The following is a 15781-nucleotide window of genomic DNA, read 5'->3' as shown; positions in this document are numbered from 1 at the left end:
CGCATTCCGTCTTCTTAGACGAATTGTCTAGGCTTGCCTTATTCCCGACGCCCGTTCGAAAAGGTCACTTGACCACAAATCCGTGTGCGAAGGGATCACGGTCATCGATAAAAATCGTATTATATCCGGTCATGCGTGCCCAGCCGGATATGGACGGAATGATCCCAGCCTTTCCGGCCACTTCCACCGCTTTCTCGACTCTGCCGTGGAACAATGACCCGATAATGGATTCGTGCACGAATTCGTCGCCGGGGTTCAGCTTACCCTTGGCAGCCAGCTGTGCCATGCGCGCGGAAGTTCCCGTGCCACAGGGCGAACGGTCGATCGCCTTGTCACCATAGAATACGGCATTGCGTGCATGGGCGCCCGCTTGAGTCGGCGCACCTGTCCAGAGGATATGGCTGAGGATATTGATGTCCGGCTTTTCCGGATGCTGGAATGCATAGCGCTCGTTAAGGCGCTGGCGCACAACCGGACTCCAGCCGACAAGGTCAAGCGCGCGATAATTCGCCAGGTCGGAGAAATTCTCCTGTGGATCGACGATGGCATAGAAATTTCCTCCATAGGCGACATCGACTAACAGCGTCCCGAGATCAGGGCACTCAACCTCAAGTCCCTGGGCAAAGAGAAATGAGGGAACGTTGGTTATGCGAACGCTCGAAACGTACTGTCCTTCCTGAGCATATTCGGCCACGACAAGCCCGGCAGGCGTGTCGAGCCTGAGAATGCCTGGAGTCTTCGGTGTAATCAGCCCGTGTTCGATGGCCATGGTCACAGTGCCGATCGTCCCGTGCCCGCACATGGGGAGGCAGCCGGATGTTTCGATGAACAGCACCGCCACGTCACAGTCGTCACGCGTCGGCGGATAAAGAATCGACCCGGACATCATGTCGTGTCCGCGTGGTTCGAACATCAATCCGGTCCGGATCCAGTCGAACTCACGCAAAAAGTGCGCGCGCTTTTCCATCATGTTCGCGCCATGAAGGTTCGGCCCGCCACCGGCGACCAAGCGAACCGGATTGCCGCAGGTATGACCGTCGATACAGAAAAAGGAATGTCGCGCCATGCTGCCCCCTTGGAGACCTAGAATCGTTGCGGATAGAAAGGTTCGATCGAAATTGATGGTTCTTTACCACCGACAAGGTCCGTCACCAAACGCCCGGTCGCTGCAGACTGGGTCAGACCGAGATGGCCATGACCGAAAGCATAAAGAACATTCTTGCTGGTGCCGGAATACCCGATCGCCGGTAAGGAGTCTGGTAATGACGGGCGATATCCCATCCACTGCCGCCCACCTCCGGTTTCGAGCCCGGGCATGAATTTTTGCGCCTTCATCAGCATGGCCTCGGACCGCCTGTAATTTGGCGGAAGATCGAGGCCGCCGAGTTCAACGGCTCCGCCAATGCGAACCCCTGTTTCAAGCGGCGTGACGACAAAGCCGTGACCGGAAAATATCAACTGGCGTTTCAGATCGAACGCTCCAACAGGCAAGGTTGTATTATAGCCGCGCTCGGTTTCCAGGGGAATGACATCTCCCATTTCCTTCGCCAGCCGATGCGACCAGGCACCGGCCGCGATGATCAGCTTTGACGCACTGACCGTGCTGCCATCGCTCAAATGGGCAGTCGCATGGTTTTTCTGCGCCGACACAGAGTCTACCTTCGCCTTTACAAACCCGGCACCCAATCGCTGCACGTAATCCCACAGCCCCTTGCCGACATGCTGGGGATCGCTCACGGTCTTCCAGCCGGGCACGAACGTGCCCACGACAAACCGGGAGGCTAATCCGGGTTGACAGGCCGCGAGCTGCTCGCCTCGCAAGTGCTCAAAGGCTATTCCTGCCCTCTTCCGCGCCATCCATCCGGGAAGGGCGGTGTTCAGTTCCTCTTCACTTTCATAAAGCTCAAGAGAACCATCTTCTCGGATCATGTCACGCAGTCCGGCCCGTGCCATCAACCCGAGCATTTCCGGCTCGGCCAGCCCCATCATAGCGCCTTGGGCCTCAATGGTCCGCTCCAGCATATCTGCACGACTGGCCCGCCAAAACCTGTAAAGCCATGGCGCGAGCTTCGGCAAATAGGACGGCCGGATGGTGAAGGGACCCAACGGATCCATCAGCCAGCCGGGAACCTTTGCCAAGATTCCCTTGGACGCCATGGGAAGGATATCGGAAAAGGCCAGAGCCCCGGCATTACCCGCACTCGTCCCTTCGCAAATCCCTTGCCGGTCGATGACGAGAACATTGCGGCCGGCCTCAGAGAGGCAAGCAGCAATGGCGATGCCGACAATTCCGGCACCGATGACGACTATATCATGTGGATCCGCCTGTGGGCGCATCGAACAACGGGCCTAGAGGCGTGGCAACTTCGGACGCGACGCGATGGCATCCTTGACGATCTTCTCGACAGTCGCCCTGCGCTCTCCGCGCAGCGGCTGGCGCGGCAGGCGGACGCGATCGTTCGTGCCGATCTCATGCACTTCAGCAAGCTTTATGTTCTGAACAAGATATGTCGACACGTCGAGGTCGAGCAGCGGGCGGAACCAGCGATAAATTGCAAGCGCTTCCGAATAACGGCCAGCCAGCACCAGCTTGTAGATCGCAACTGTCTCCTTGGGGAATGCAGTCACAAGACCGGCCACCCAACCGATCGCACCCGCCGTCAAGGCTTCAAATGCAAGGTTGTCGACTCCGGTGAAAAGATCGAAATGGGTGCCAAACGTGTTGATGATATCAGTCGTGCGACGGATGTCGTCGGAAGACTCCTTGATGGCGACGAAATGCTTGTCCGATGCCAATTCGGCCAGTATCTCGTTGGTCACATCCACGCGATAGGCGATCCGGTTCGAATAAATCATCACGGGCAAATCTCCGGCGGCAGCGACAGCCTTGAGCGTTGTCACCGTCTCTTCCGGATCGGTATGATAGATCGGGCTCGGAACAAGCATCAGACCGTCAGCGCCGGCCTTGGCTGCACGTTTGGCGAGGGCTGCACCATCACGCGTTGCCGCCTCGTTGATTGTCAGCAGCACAGGCTTGCCCCGGGCGACACTCTGCGCAGTTTTCAATACGTCGAGTTTTTCATCGTGGCTCAACATCGGGCCTTCCCCGAGGGAACCGGCAACGATCAGGCCGTCACAGCCGGCGTCCATCAGGAGCGAGAAGCAACGTTCCATTTCTCCGTGATCGAGACTATCATCCTGTGTGAACTTGCTCGTTACTGCTGGGAAAACACCTGACCACATGTCTCTGCTCCTTCTTGATATATCACTAATATATCTGTACCACTTATTGCTGTCAATCGCTTTAGAATGAAAGATCGACCTATGCATCAAACGGCCGTTCACCCCATTGCTCAAACAGGCGAGAGCCTTGCGGACTTAGCGTACAGACAAATAGAAGAATTGATTGTAACGCTTAAGCTTGAGCCCGGCGCAATCGTAAACGAACGCGCATTGACCGACATTACCGGCATGGGGCGTACACCGGTGCGCGAAGCGGTGCAAAAACTGGCTTGGGAAGGGTTGATGGAGATCCGCCCTCGTTCCGGTATCGCTATTGCGGCGCTTAATCCGCAGGACTTCAGCAGGGTGCTCGATGTGCGCGAAGGCGTGGAACGGGTGCTTGCCCGCGATGCCGCCCATTATGGCGCCACCTTGCACCACAAGCGGCTCAAGGAAGCGGCCGACGCAATGGGTGCAGCAGTGTCCGCCGACGATGTTGGCGGCTTCCTGATCGCCGACAAGATTTTCGATATTGTGCTTGGTCATGCCGCGGAAAATCCCTTCGCGGCCCGTCTCGCTTCGCCGCTCCAAACCCATAGCCGGCGATTCTGGTTCCGGCTGCAGCGACCCGGAAGCCTGCAGCAGTCGGCCGGGGCTCACCGGGCCTTGATCGACGCCATCATTGCGCGGGAGCCCGAAAGCGCCGCTAATCAAGCCTCGCAATTGATCAGTTATCTGCGCACACTAGCGCCCTGAAAAAGGAAAGGGCCGCCGCAATGCGGCAGCCCCCTCATTCGGACTTTGCGTCAGTGCTACTTCATTGTCGGAATGACGAATTCCGCTCCATCCTTGACACCTGACGGCCAGCGCGACGTGACGGTCTTTGTCTTGGTGTAGAACCGGAACGCATCGGGACCGTGCTGGTTCAGATCGCCGAAGCCAGAACCTTTCCATCCGCCGAAAGTGTAGTAGGCAATTGGCACAGGGATAGGTACGTTCACGCCAACCATGCCGACCTGTACACGGGAGGCAAAGTCACGTGCGGCGTCACCGTCACGGGTGAAGATGGCCACGCCATTGCCATATTCATGTTCATTCGGCAGGCGGATTGCATCTTCATAGGTCTCGGCGCGGACGATACCAAGGACGGGCCCAAAGATCTCTTCCTTGTAGATGCGCATCTCCGGAGTCACATGGTCGAAAAGGCAGCCGCCCATGTAGTAGCCGTTCTCGTAGCCCTGCATCTTGAAGCCACGACCGTCAACGACAAGCTTCGCACCTTCCTGCACGCCAAGATCGACATAGCCCTGGATCCGCTCCAGTGCCTGCTTGGTAACGACGGGCCCATAATCGGCTGACATATCGGTGGATGGACCAACCTTCAGGCTCTCGACACGGGGAATAAGGCGCTCGACCAAGCGGTCGGCCGTGTCCTTGCCGACAGGTACAGCGACGGAAATCGCCATGCAGCGTTCACCGGCCGAACCATAACCTGCACCAATCAAGGCATCGACCGTCTGATCCATATCAGCGTCAGGCATGATGATCATGTGGTTCTTGGCACCGCCGAAACACTGCGCGCGCTTGCCGTTCGCTGTCGCACGACTGTAGATGTACTGGGCGATAGGCGTAGAACCGACAAAGCCAACGGCCTTGATATCCGGATCGTCAAGGATCGCATCGACTGCGCTCTTGTCGCCATTGACGACGTTGAAGATACCCGCGGGTAGGCCAGCCTCGATGAAAAGCTCAGCAAGGCGCATCGGAACTCCTGGATCGCGCTCCGAAGGCTTCAGAATGAAGGCATTGCCGGAAACGATAGCGGGGCCTGCCTTCCACAGCGGGATCATTGCAGGGAAATTGAACGGCGTTATACCGGCTACTACACCAAGCGGCTGGCGCATTGAATAGACGTCGATGCCAGTACCGGCGCTGTCGGAGAATTCACCCTTGAGCATATGCGCTGCACCCAGGCAAACCTCCACGACTTCCAGGCCGCGCTGGATGTCGCCCTTGGCGTCGGGGATCGTCTTGCCATGCTCCCGGGCTAGAAGCTCAGCCAGGGAGTCATATTCGGCTTCGACCAGTTCAAGAAACTTGCGCATAACGCGGACGCGCCGCTGCGGATTGGTTGCCGCCCATGCCGGCTGAGCCGCCTTTGCGTTCTCGACTGCTGCCCGGACCTCGGCCGGTGTCGCCAGGGCGACCGTACCCTGGACGGTTCCGTCCATGGGCTGAAAAATCTCGGTCGTGCGACCGCTCGTTCCGGCGACGTGCTTGCCACCGATAAAATGTCCAACTTCACGCATTGCGAGCAACCTCCCTGCAATTTTCCCTGGATTTCTGTGTTCTATCTTCGCGCTTCAAAATATTTATTGCAAGCCAAGCAAAAGCGTATCCGTTGTGCAGAAATTCAAGTACGAAAGGGGATCGGAGATCAGTTCATGAATTGGGATGATGTGCGTATTTTCCTCGGCGTCGCGCGCTCCGGGCAAATTCTCGGTGCAGCGAAACGACTCGGTGTCAATCACGCGACAGTCGCGCGACGGCTCACTGCATTGGAGTCCGACCTCAATACAAAGCTCCTGACCCGGCGTACCAATGGATGCGAACTCACCCATGCAGGGGAGGAATTCCTGCTGTCGGCCGAGCGGATGGAAGCCGAAATGCTGTCCGTCCGCTCGTCGCTTGGGGACGCCGACATTTCCATATCGGGCTCTGTCCGGATCGGGGCACCGGATGGCTTTGGCGTGACATTTCTGGCGCCGCGGCTGGCATCGCTTACCGGCCGCTATCCCGATCTGAAAATACAACTTGTTCCGGTTCCACGCTCTTTCTCGCTTTCCCGCCGCGAAGCCGATATCGCAATCACGGTCGACCGCCCCGATCAAGGACGGCTCGTGGCGCGCAAGCTGGTCGACTACAGCCTGTGTCTCTATGCCAGCCGTTCGTATCTGGAGGCACACCCCGCTCCGAAATCCATCGATGAGCTCGCCCAACACCGGTTGGTCGGTTATGTCGACGACCTCGTGATGAGCCCGTCATTGAACTACGCGCCGGAGATTACCCGGGATTGGCGTCCTGCTTTCGAGATTTCAAGCGCCCTTGGACAAGTCGAGGCGGTCCGGGCCGGCGCCGGGATTGGCATACTGCACATGTTCATTGCCCGGGAGCATGATGATCTCGTGCCGCTATTGCCGGAACGAACGATCCGCCGATCATATTGGCTGGCCTATCATGAATCAGTCCGTACACTTCGGCGCATCACGGCCGTGTCGAGTTTCATTTCCGATCTGGTAAACAGCGAAACAGGCCGTTTTTCCTGAACACCGCTTGTGTCAAATCGAAGAAGAAATGTGATTGACCGATCCGGAACAATGTTGACCTTTAGGGCTTCAGATGCTGCACGATTACATTCGACTCGAATCATGTCGGAGGGAACATGTACCGGTATATTCTCGCATTTGTCTTAGTACTCGGCGGCTCCCAGTTCTTACCGGAACCTGCTGAGGCCCAGAACACCGTAAGATGTGAGTCTCGCAAGTTCCGCTACACGGAATGCGATGTAGACATGCGCCGTCCACGCATCGCCCGCCAGATATCGCGCTCGCCATGTATTGCTGGCGATACGTGGGGATATAATCGGGGCACGATCTGGGTCGACAAGGGTTGCGCGGCAGTGTTCGCCGATTCCGGCCGCCGCCCGCGCAGAGATTGGGATGACGACCGCTATCCTCCACGCAGGGGTGATTATTACCGCCCAAGGGACGGAGTCGAGCTCGAGCTCGACTTCTGAGCTCTATTCGGAGCTTAATGCAACTGCCGGCTGGAGCCTTGACGCGTTTCGAGCCGGCAGATAGCCGAAGACCAGCCCCGTCAGGAATGAGCATGCGAAAGCGAGCGCTACGGGGCCGACCGTGAAACTGATCGGAGCACCCAGCACCTTGGCCAGAACGCCTGTCCCGAGACCGGCGACGACGCCAATCGCGCCGCCAATAGCTGACACCACCAGTGCCTCGATGATGAACTGCAGCAGGATGTCGCGCTGACGGGCGCCCGTTGCCATGCGAACGCCGATTTCACGCGTCCGCTCGCTGACACTTACCAGCATGATGTTCATCACGCCGATCCCGCCGACCAGAAGTGAAATCGCGGCGACCGCCCCAAGAAAAAGCTTCAGTGTGTTCGACGTCTCGGTGACCGCCTCGCGTATGGACGCCATGTTGGTGATTTGGGTGTCCTGCCTCTTGTGGCGACGGTCGAGCAACTCCTGGATTGTCTGCTGCGTCGCATCGATTGCGGCGCCATCCTTCACTTGAACCGTTATGGACCGTACGTTGCGCTGACCGAAAAGCCTCATGCTTCCGGTCGTCAATGGAACCAGAATCGTGTCATCCTGATCGTTGCCGCCCGGCCCTGCTCCCATTTCGCTCATGACACCGATGATCTGGAATGGAATCTTGTTCACCAGAACGTATTTGCCAAGCGGATTTTCACCATCGGGAAACAGTGTCTTCTCAACAGTCTTTCCAAGCACCGCAACCGGCGCATAGCTGTCCATATCATTTTGGTTGATGAACTCGCCCTTGCTCACCTTCCAGGATTCGGCGACCGGAAACTGCGGCACCGTACCGTTTGCTGAGGTCTGGTAGTCGATATTGCCGTACCGGACGGTCATTGTGCTGGTCATTTCCGGTACAGCAAAGGCGACATTGGGTTGTTCAAGAATGGCATCGGCGTCAGCAGGTATCAGCGTGACGACGCTGCCGCCGGTTCCTCCACGAAAATTGGCCATGTTAGGCCGGACCACCAAAAGATCCGAGCCCATCGATGAAATTCGATCAAGGACCGAATTCTGCGCGCCGGTACCAATGGCCAGCATCGCCACAACAGATCCGACACCGATCACGATGCCGAGCAGCGTCAATATCGTACGGAACAAATTGGCGCGAAGTGCCCGGACCGCCATCTTGATCGCTTCCGTGACATCGGCGATCGCAGCAACACCTTCAATCGCCTTCTGTTTCAGGCCCGATGCTGCGTCAGGATTGCTGCGACGCTTCTTGGTGCGGTCAGCGATTATCCGTCCGTCGCGCAGTTCAATCAGCCGGTCTGCCTGTTCGGCAACTTCACGCGAATGGGTAATGACAATGATCGTGTGGCCATCATCGTTCATGCTGCGCAGGAGCGCCATCACTTCGTCGCCACTTTGACTGTCCAAAGCGCCTGTAGGCTCGTCAGCGAGAATGACCCGGCCGCCATTCATCAGCGCCCGGGCAATGGAGACACGCTGCTGCTGACCACCGGAAAGCTGATTGGGACGATGATCGAGCCTGTCGCCAAGCTTCAACGAAGTAAGGAGCGCTTCGGCCCGTTCGTGCCTGTCGCGAGCGGATGCTCCGGCATAGACTGCAGGAACTTCGACGTTTTCTTGCGCGCTGGCCGTCGGTATCAGATTGTAGCTCTGGAAGACGAAACCGAACGTGCGGCGGCGCAACGCTGCAAGCTCGTCGGCGTCGAAATTTGCCACGTGCTCGCCATCGAGAAGGTAATCGCCGCTTGTTGGCTTGTCGAGGCACCCGAGAATGTTCATCAGTGTCGACTTGCCTGAGCCGGACTGACCGATGATCGCGACAAACTCGCCGGCCTCAATGTCGAGCGAAATACCGTGCAGCACCTCAACGGCGAGGTCGCCATTGTAGTAGGTCTTGCTGATATCTTTAAGCGAGATGATGGCCGGCATTGCGAATATCTCTAGAACATTGGCGGCATGCGCATGCCGCGTTGCGAGCGATTGCCGGAGCCGCGGTTCGACACTGCCCCTCCGGTGCCGCTGTCCGATCCGACCACCACGAGTTCTCCCTCTTTGACTCCGCTCTTGATCTCAGCATTGACCCGGTTGCGGATGCCAACCTCCACTTCGCGCGTTTCGGTCGTTCCAGCCGGCGTAATCAGCGTCAACTCTGCCTTTCCTGGCGCACCGTTTGCGCCATCGCGGTGGGAGCCGTCCGTCTGGCTGAGCGCAGAACTCGGCACGACGAGCACGTCCTTGGCCGCCGATTGCACGAAGAAGACCTGCGCACTCATCGAGATCATCAACTCACCCTCAGGGTTGGGGACGTCAAACAGCGCGTAGTAGAGTACGACGTTGTTTTCGATATCCGGCGTCGGCTGGATCTGCCGCAGCTTGCCAACGTAGCGTTTGCCTGGTTGACCCAGCAGCGTGAAATAGGCGTCCATGCCGATTGTCAGCTTGCTGACATCCGCTTCCGATACCTGCGCTTTTACCGTCATGGTCGACAGGTCAGCAATCGTGGCAATAGTTGGCGCGGTTTGGCTGGCGTTCAGCGTCTGGCCTTCCTTGACCGGAACGGCCGCAATCGTTCCCGCCATGGGGGCGTAAATCTTGGTATAGCCGAGATCCACCTCGTCACCCGCGAGGGTTGCCTGCTGCTTGCGAATCTGCGCCTCGAGTGCGTTTACATCGGCTTCTGCCGCGGCCAGATCGGCGATAGCTTGATCAAGCGTGGATTGAGAAACACTGCGGGTCGCCACAAGATTGCGCTGACGTTCAATATTGGCCTGTTTGAGCACAAGCTGCGCGTTCTTGGAAACAAGCTGCGCCTTCAGGTTGGCAAGTTCCGCCTGGTCGATCTCGATGCGATTCTGGATGGTGGCGGGGTCAATCTCACCGATCAACTGGTTTTGTGTGACATTGTCGCCTATTGCCACATGCAGCAGTTTGAGCTGACCCGAAACTTGCGCTCCTGCGTCGACCGACTTGATTGAGTCAAGCGTGCCAACGGCTGTGACCGCGTTTTCAATGTCTCCGCGGACCACCGCCTGCGTGACCACTGACGCAGTCGAGGCTGACGTCTTGTATTGGTTCCAGGCATAGTATCCGGTGCCCGCAACCGCCAAAACCACAGGCAGCCATATCCAGAGACGAGAACGTGACTTCTTCCTTTTCGGCGGAACTGCTCCCGGAATGAATGTGACATTGGACGCAGCGAGTGACGCCTTGTCCTGTTTGGCCGTTCTGACTGTCTCGGTCATGTGGTACCCGCTCCATCCGTATGCAGACGATGAGCTCTCATCTTGATGCATCCTATCAAGAAATGGAGATGAGCGGTCCGTCCGAAAAGCATTGAGATCATTATATTTTTGTAATGATCATGCTGGAATTATGACTGCGAGCGATGAACGGTGGCTGAATGGCCTTCAAACCCGGTGGTAGGGATGCCCCGCAAGAATTGTCGTGGCGCGGTAAAGCTGTTCGGCAACAAGGATGCGGACAATCTGGTGCGGCCACGTCATGGCACCGAGTGCCAGCACAAGGTCGGCGCGGTCACGCAACGATGCGTGATGGCCGTCGGGTCCGCCAATGGCAAAAAGCAACTGGCGTTTGCCATCGTCGCGAAAGCGCGCAATCGCACCGGCGAACGCTTCCGACGCCATTGTCTTGCCCCGCTCGTCCAGCAAGATCAGAATCCCGCCCGGTTCCAGCGCCTCGAGGACCTTTGACGATTCCTCCTGTTTGCGCAGGTCAGACTGTTGGCCACGGCTTTCAGTGATTTCAATCAGCGAGCCGAACTCCAGCCCCAGAGGGCCGCCCATCTTTTTCAATCGGTCGAAGTAGCGGTCTGCCAATTCCCGTTCGGGGCCAGACTTCATCCGGCCCACGGCGAAAACGGTAATACGCATGGCACGCTCCAGTCTTCAGATACTCTGGCTCAAAGCAAGGCTTCAGCCAGAAACCGGCCCATACATGTCAGCCGTCCAAGGTGTCATCTGGGCTGAGGCCCAGACACCTCAATCCGTCGATTAGTGTACGGTCTCTCCGTCAAGTTCAGGAGCCTGCCACATCTTCTCGATGTTGTAGAACTCGCGCACTTCAGGGCGGAAAATATGGATGATGATATCGCCCGTGTCGATCAGCACCCAATCACCGCTGGCAAGACCTTCGACCTTCGCGCCATTGCCCTGCCCGCTCTCTTTCAGAGCACGCAAAAGCTGATCCGCAACCGCCGTCACATGACGATGCGAACGACCGGATGCGATGACCATGTGGTCACCGATGACGGACTTGCCTCGAAGATCGATGGGGACAATGTTTTCAGCCTTGGAGTCTTCGAGACTGGCAAGGACTGACTGGAGGGCAAGAGATACGGAATTGATTCCGTTCATCTCCGCCGTTGAAGGTGCCAAGGCATCCTTCTTCTGAAATGCTGTTCTCAGTGTATTTCCTTTCCCTTAAGAACAACGCAACGCAGCTGATGATTGCACTGCACACGACTAAGATAGGCAGAGTCGCGTGACACTTTCAAGACGTCGCAGCGAACCCATTGATCCCACTTTGTTCTTTTTCACTTTGCCGTTCCGTTGCGGATAGCGGTCGATGACAGCAATGACCTCGGACCGTGTATGAACGTCCACGCCGGCGCCTTGGTACGGGCTAGCTTCGGAGCATCGGTTTCGTCGATTCGGGCATGGTCGAATGTTTTGGCCATGCGCGACGACAGGAACGCCAGGGTGGAACCGGGCCGGTCAATAACGGCTATTGGAAATGTCAGTGCAATCGTTTGCCAGCGCTGCCAACGATGGAAATCGGCCAGATTGTCTGCCCCCATAATCCAGACAAAGTGAACGCCGGGATTACGGGCTTTGATCATCGCCAACGTATCTGCAGTATAGCTTATCGCATATGCAGCTTCGAATGCGGTGACCTTTATCCGCGGGTCATGGACCAGCGCCTCACACATACTTAGCCGTTCAGCCAAAGGTGCCAACTGAGTGACATCCTTCAGCGGGTTCCCAGGGGTGACGATCCACCAGAGCTGGTCGAGCTTCAGTCGCCGCAGCGCGATCTCAGCAACGAGTGCATGACCGGCGTGCGGTGGATTGAACGAACCCCCAAACAGGCCGACCGTCATGCCTTTCAAAGCAAAGGGCATACGCAGATGCGCTGCGCTGAGACCCGGAAATCTTGTCTGCACAGCTGGCGTCAATATCACGGGCGAGTCTGGCCGTTGCCACGAACCCGGTACTTGAACGAGGTCAGCTGTTCCACGCCAACGGGCCCCCGTGCATGCATTTTTCCGGTAGCGATGCCGATTTCCGCACCCATGCCGAACTCACCTCCATCAGCGAATTGTGTCGAGGCATTGTGCAGGAGGATTGCCGAGTCGATCTCGTTGAAGAATCGCTCGACCACGTGACTGTCCTCTGCAATGACCGCCTCCGTGTGGTGGGAGGAGTATTGATTGATGTGCTGGATCGCTCCATCAACACCGTTGACCAGTTTCACCGAAATAATCGCATCGAGATATTCGGTAGACCAATCTTCGTCTGTGGCAGGCTTGGTATTCGCAAAGATTTCCACGACACCTTCGTCGCCGCGAATTTCACAGCCAGCAGCGCGCAGGTCCTCGAGGAGGGGGCCAAGGTGCGAAGGAGCTATCAATCGATCCACCAGCAGCGTTTCGGCAGATCCGCACACACCTGTACGGCGCATCTTTGCGTTTACCACAATCTTTCGCGCCATGGCCAGGTCGGCTGAAGCATCGATGTAGACGTGGCAAAGTCCTTCAAGATGCGAAAAGACCGGTACGCGAGCATCCACCTGGACCCGCGCCACCAGGCTTTTGCCGCCGCGCGGAATGATGACATCGAGGTTCCCGTCAAGGCCTTTGAGCATTTCGCCAACTGCCATTCGATCAGTGGTCGGAACCAGCTGGATCGAATCTTTTGGCAGGTCAGCCGCTTCAAGCCCTTCCAACAAAGCCTGATAAATGGCGTTCGAGGAATAAGCGGAATCGGAACCGCCTCTCAGGATCACCGCATTCCCGGACTTGAGGCAGAGCGCAGCGGCATCGGCGGTTACGTTTGGACGGCTCTCATAAACGACACCGATCACACCTAACGGTGTGCGTACCCGCTCGATATGCAGACCGTTTGGACGATCCCATTCGGCAATGATCTCACCGACAGGGTCGTTGAGCCCGGCGATCATTCGAATGCTTTCCGAAATGCCGGCTATACGCTTGTCGTCCAGCTTCAAGCGATCAAGCAGGGAATTTGCAATACCGGCCTTCTCCCCATTGGTCATATCCTGCGCATTGGCATGCAGGATTTCGACCTTCCGCCTGTCGATCGCATCGGCCATCGCAAGCAGCGCGGCCGCCTTCTGGTTCGGAGTGGCGATGGACAATGGCTGTGCGGCGGCACGTGCCTTGCGGCCAATATCTGCCATGAGATCCGCAATGGATTGTCCTGCATCAACTCGTCCCAACATGCTCACTCCTTAGCAGTAGTATCGCGCCTTGCACGCACCACCAGATCATCCCGATGGATCATCGCGGAACGGGCATCATAACCGAGAATTTCCGCAATCTCATTGGTCTTACGGCCGGCAATCTTTACGGCATCAGCGGCATCGTAGGCAATGAGGCCGCGCGCTGCTTCGCGTTTGTCGGGACCGAAGACTGCGACAGTATCGCCGCGCATGAATTGCCCCGTTACTTCGCGAACACCAGCGGCAAGCAAGGATTTACCGGATTTCAGCGCGACCAGCGCACCCTCGTCGATTACGAGTCGGCCGGATGGTTCCAGATTTCCGGAGATCCATGTTTTCCAGGCATTGACAGGAGACGAGCTTGCCTTGAACAGCGTCGACCGCTCACCTTTATCAATCGCTGCCAGCGGATGAAGGCGCGTCCCCGACGCTATGATCATGGCTGTCCCCGCTGCATTGGCGATCTTGCCCGCATCGAGCTTGGTCTTCATGCCTCCGCGTGAATATTCCGACGCTGCGGCGCCCGCCATCGCCTCAATGTCAGGCGTTATGGCCTCGACGGCGGACAGAAACTGCGCATCCGGATTCTGGTGCGGAGGAGCCGTATAGAGACCATCAATATCGGACAACAGGATCAGCAGATCGGCACTCATCATGGTGGCAACTCGTGCCGCGAGGCGGTCATTGTCGCCGTAGCGGATTTCGGTGGTGGCTACAGTGTCATTTTCATTGATGACCGGAACCGCCTTGAGGCGCAATAATGTACCGATCGTAGCGCGAGCATTGAGATAACGCCGTCGCTCCTCCGTGTCCGAAAGCGTAAGCAGGATCTGGCCGGCGCGCAATTTGTGGTGGCTCAGGACTTCTGCATAGGCCTTGGCGAGTTCGATCTGGCCCGCCGCCGCCGCAGCCTGGCTCTCCTCAAGCCGCAACGGACCCTTGGGCAAACCGAGAACAGTGCGGCCGAGTGCAATTGCTCCCGACGACACGATCATCACTTCGACCCCATTTGCACACAGAGCTGCGATGTCGTTGCCGAGGCTTTCCAACCAGTCCCGCTTCAGGCCACTCGTTCTATCAACCAGCAGTGCCGAGCCGATCTTCACGACAATACGCCGATAGCCAAATACCTTTGGACGCTTGGCTACGGCCTCGTCATTCTGATGGAGCTGGACGGATTTCACTGACATGACATCACTCAATACTTGAAGCGTGTATCTACCTCTACAGGCGCTTCGGACCCACGGGATTCCAGTATGATAGCCGAAAGAGCCCGCAACACCTGCTCAACGCCCTCCCGGCTTACGGCGGACAGAAGCATGGGTTCGCGGCCGGCAGCCTTCTTGAGTGCGGCAGCCTTCTTCTTGCGCGATGCTGGATCCAGCGTATCTATCTGGCTGAGGGCAACAATTTCCAGCTTGTCTGCGAGCCCATGGCCATAGGCTTCGAGCTCGGTCCTTACTGTCCTGTATGCTTCCGCCACATTCTCTTCCTGTGCGGAGACCAGATGCAGGAGGACGCGCGTCCGCTCGACATGGCCAAGAAAGCGGTCACCGATGCCTACCCCCTCATGTGCGCCTTCAATCAGGCCGGGAATATCGGCAATGACGAACTCACGCGCATCAACACGGGCGACACCAAGATTGGGATGCAGGGTTGTAAAGGGGTAGTCGGCAATTTTTGGCTTGGCTGCGGTTACGCTCGCAAGGAAGGTGGATTTTCCAGCGTTTGGCTTGCCAAGCAGCCCCGCATCGGCGATGAGCTTCAGTCGGAGCCACAGATTGCGCTCCTCGCCTTCAAGACCCGGGTTGGCGCGCCGTGGCGCCTGGTTTGTCGAGGTCTTGAAGTGCAGATTGCCGAAACCGCCATTGCCGCCCTTGGCAAGACGGTATCGCTGGCCGACTACCGTGAAGTCACAGATCAGCGTTTCATTGTCTTCCTCAAAAACCTGTGTCCCTACCGGCACCTTGAGAATGACGTCGGCGCCTTTGCCGCCCGTCATGTTGCGGCCCATGCCATGCATGCCGGTCTTGGCGCGGAAATGCTGCTGGTAGCGATAGTCGATCAGCGTGTTGAGACCATCGACGGCTTCAGCCCATACGTCGCCGCCACGTCCGCCGTCTCCGCCATCGGGCCCGCCAAACTCCAGAAATTTTTCCCGGCGGAATGATACCGAGCCGGCACCACCGTCACCGGAGCGGATATAGACTTTCGCCTGATCGAGAAATTTCATTGAAGTTCAGTCCTTATTGATGTTTCGAGGCA

The 15781-nt window shown here is 57.4% G+C and carries 15 protein-coding genes; 3 read left to right on the top strand and 12 right to left on the bottom strand.

All coding sequences use genetic code 11. The features are described from left to right. Positions 1-64: 64 nt before the first annotated feature. The 3 genes from K9U38_RS06920 to K9U38_RS06910 are packed head-to-tail and all read right to left on the bottom strand — an operon-like array spanning position 65 to position 3243. Complete coding sequence (locus K9U38_RS06920) at positions 65-1066, bottom strand: 4-hydroxyproline epimerase (RefSeq protein WP_224493612.1); 1002 nt, start codon at positions 1064-1066, stop codon at positions 65-67. A 17-nt stretch (positions 1067-1083) separates the two neighbouring features. Next, positions 1084-2337: an NAD(P)/FAD-dependent oxidoreductase gene (locus tag K9U38_RS06915; protein WP_224493611.1), complete on the bottom strand. Its 1254-nt coding sequence runs from the start codon at positions 2335-2337 to the stop codon at positions 1084-1086. 12 nt (positions 2338-2349) lie between these two features. Further along, the gene (locus K9U38_RS06910; protein WP_224493610.1) at positions 2350-3243 is read right to left on the bottom strand and encodes a dihydrodipicolinate synthase family protein; all 894 of its coding nucleotides are present in this window, start codon (positions 3241-3243) and stop codon (positions 2350-2352) included. 81 nt (positions 3244-3324) lie between these two features. Between K9U38_RS06910 and K9U38_RS06905 the strand changes: the two genes are divergently transcribed. After that, positions 3325-3978: a GntR family transcriptional regulator gene (locus K9U38_RS06905; RefSeq protein WP_224493609.1), complete on the top strand. Its 654-nt coding sequence runs from the start codon at positions 3325-3327 to the stop codon at positions 3976-3978. 56 nt (positions 3979-4034) lie between these two features. On the opposite strand, the gene K9U38_RS06900 is transcribed toward K9U38_RS06905, so the two are convergent. Beyond that, a complete protein-coding gene (locus tag K9U38_RS06900; protein ID WP_224493608.1) occupies positions 4035-5531 on the bottom strand; it encodes a CoA-acylating methylmalonate-semialdehyde dehydrogenase in 1497 nt (498 codons plus the stop codon). 135 nt (positions 5532-5666) lie between these two features. On the opposite strand from K9U38_RS06900, the gene K9U38_RS06895 reads away from it, so the two are divergent. Then, positions 5667-6548, top strand: coding sequence for a LysR family transcriptional regulator (locus tag K9U38_RS06895; RefSeq protein ID WP_224493607.1), 882 nt, complete (start codon positions 5667-5669; stop codon positions 6546-6548). A 116-nt stretch (positions 6549-6664) separates the two neighbouring features. Beyond that, the gene (locus K9U38_RS06890; protein WP_224493606.1) at positions 6665-7018 is read left to right on the top strand and encodes a DUF3011 domain-containing protein; all 354 of its coding nucleotides are present in this window, start codon (positions 6665-6667) and stop codon (positions 7016-7018) included. A gap of 3 nt (positions 7019-7021) precedes the next feature. Here K9U38_RS06890 and K9U38_RS06885 read toward each other — a convergent pair whose 3' ends face one another. From K9U38_RS06885 to obgE, 8 genes are all read right to left on the bottom strand, one after another. Beyond that, the gene (locus K9U38_RS06885; RefSeq protein ID WP_224493605.1) at positions 7022-8965 is read right to left on the bottom strand and encodes a MacB family efflux pump subunit; all 1944 of its coding nucleotides are present in this window, start codon (positions 8963-8965) and stop codon (positions 7022-7024) included. Positions 8966-8976: 11 nt separating this feature from the next. Continuing rightward, positions 8977-10278: an efflux RND transporter periplasmic adaptor subunit gene (locus tag K9U38_RS06880; protein ID WP_224493604.1), complete on the bottom strand. Its 1302-nt coding sequence runs from the start codon at positions 10276-10278 to the stop codon at positions 8977-8979. Between the two features lie 165 nt (positions 10279-10443). Then, positions 10444-10926, bottom strand: coding sequence for a 23S rRNA (pseudouridine(1915)-N(3))-methyltransferase RlmH (gene rlmH / locus K9U38_RS06875; protein WP_224493603.1), 483 nt, complete (start codon positions 10924-10926; stop codon positions 10444-10446). A 120-nt stretch (positions 10927-11046) separates the two neighbouring features. Further along, complete coding sequence (gene rsfS, locus K9U38_RS06870) at positions 11047-11409, bottom strand: ribosome silencing factor (protein ID WP_224493819.1); 363 nt, start codon at positions 11407-11409, stop codon at positions 11047-11049. Between the two features lie 179 nt (positions 11410-11588). Next, positions 11589-12176, bottom strand: coding sequence for a nicotinate-nucleotide adenylyltransferase (locus K9U38_RS06865; protein ID WP_224493818.1), 588 nt, complete (start codon positions 12174-12176; stop codon positions 11589-11591). A gap of 56 nt (positions 12177-12232) precedes the next feature. Then, positions 12233-13516, bottom strand: coding sequence for a glutamate-5-semialdehyde dehydrogenase (locus K9U38_RS06860; protein ID WP_224493602.1), 1284 nt, complete (start codon positions 13514-13516; stop codon positions 12233-12235). Positions 13517-13518: 2 nt separating this feature from the next. Then, entirely contained in the window at positions 13519-14706 is a 1188-nt protein-coding gene (gene proB / locus K9U38_RS06855; RefSeq protein WP_224493601.1) for a glutamate 5-kinase, read from the bottom strand. Between the two features lie 8 nt (positions 14707-14714). Then, complete coding sequence (obgE, locus tag K9U38_RS06850) at positions 14715-15749, bottom strand: GTPase ObgE (protein ID WP_224493600.1); 1035 nt, start codon at positions 15747-15749, stop codon at positions 14715-14717. Positions 15750-15781 lie beyond the last annotated feature (32 nt).

Source organism: Phyllobacterium lublinensis, from assembly GCF_020164435.1.
Taxonomy (GTDB): domain Bacteria; phylum Pseudomonadota; class Alphaproteobacteria; order Rhizobiales; family Rhizobiaceae; genus Phyllobacterium; species Phyllobacterium lublinensis.
Note: the sequence above shows the minus strand (reverse complement) of the source record. Positions and strands in the feature narration are given on the sequence as shown.

Excerpts from the sequence above, each read along its gene's own strand:
- K9U38_RS06890 (WP_224493606.1), top strand. The coding sequence starts at position 6,665 with ATGTACCGGTATATTCTCGCATTTGTCTTAGTACTCGGCGGCTCCCAG.
- K9U38_RS06865 (WP_224493818.1), bottom strand. The coding sequence starts at position 12,176 with ATGCCCTTTGCTTTGAAAGGCATGACGGTCGGCCTGTTTGGGGGTTCG.
- proB (WP_224493601.1), bottom strand. The coding sequence starts at position 14,706 with ATGTCAGTGAAATCCGTCCAGCTCCATCAGAATGACGAGGCCGTAGCC.
- obgE (WP_224493600.1), bottom strand. The coding sequence starts at position 15,749 with ATGAAATTTCTCGATCAGGCGAAAGTCTATATCCGCTCCGGTGACGGT.
- K9U38_RS06860 (WP_224493602.1), bottom strand. The coding sequence starts at position 13,516 with ATGTTGGGACGAGTTGATGCAGGACAATCCATTGCGGATCTCATGGCA.
- K9U38_RS06885 (WP_224493605.1), bottom strand. The coding sequence starts at position 8,965 with ATGCCGGCCATCATCTCGCTTAAAGATATCAGCAAGACCTACTACAAT.
- rlmH (WP_224493603.1), bottom strand. The coding sequence starts at position 10,926 with ATGCGTATTACCGTTTTCGCCGTGGGCCGGATGAAGTCTGGCCCCGAA.
- rsfS (WP_224493819.1), bottom strand. The coding sequence starts at position 11,409 with ATGAACGGAATCAATTCCGTATCTCTTGCCCTCCAGTCAGTCCTTGCC.
- K9U38_RS06900 (WP_224493608.1), bottom strand. The coding sequence starts at position 5,531 with ATGCGTGAAGTTGGACATTTTATCGGTGGCAAGCACGTCGCCGGAACG.
- K9U38_RS06895 (WP_224493607.1), top strand. The coding sequence starts at position 5,667 with ATGAATTGGGATGATGTGCGTATTTTCCTCGGCGTCGCGCGCTCCGGG.
- K9U38_RS06915 (WP_224493611.1), bottom strand. The coding sequence starts at position 2,337 with ATGCGCCCACAGGCGGATCCACATGATATAGTCGTCATCGGTGCCGGA.
- K9U38_RS06920 (WP_224493612.1), bottom strand. The coding sequence starts at position 1,066 with ATGGCGCGACATTCCTTTTTCTGTATCGACGGTCATACCTGCGGCAAT.
- K9U38_RS06910 (WP_224493610.1), bottom strand. The coding sequence starts at position 3,243 with ATGTGGTCAGGTGTTTTCCCAGCAGTAACGAGCAAGTTCACACAGGAT.
- K9U38_RS06880 (WP_224493604.1), bottom strand. The coding sequence starts at position 10,278 with ATGACCGAGACAGTCAGAACGGCCAAACAGGACAAGGCGTCACTCGCT.
- K9U38_RS06905 (WP_224493609.1), top strand. The coding sequence starts at position 3,325 with ATGCATCAAACGGCCGTTCACCCCATTGCTCAAACAGGCGAGAGCCTT.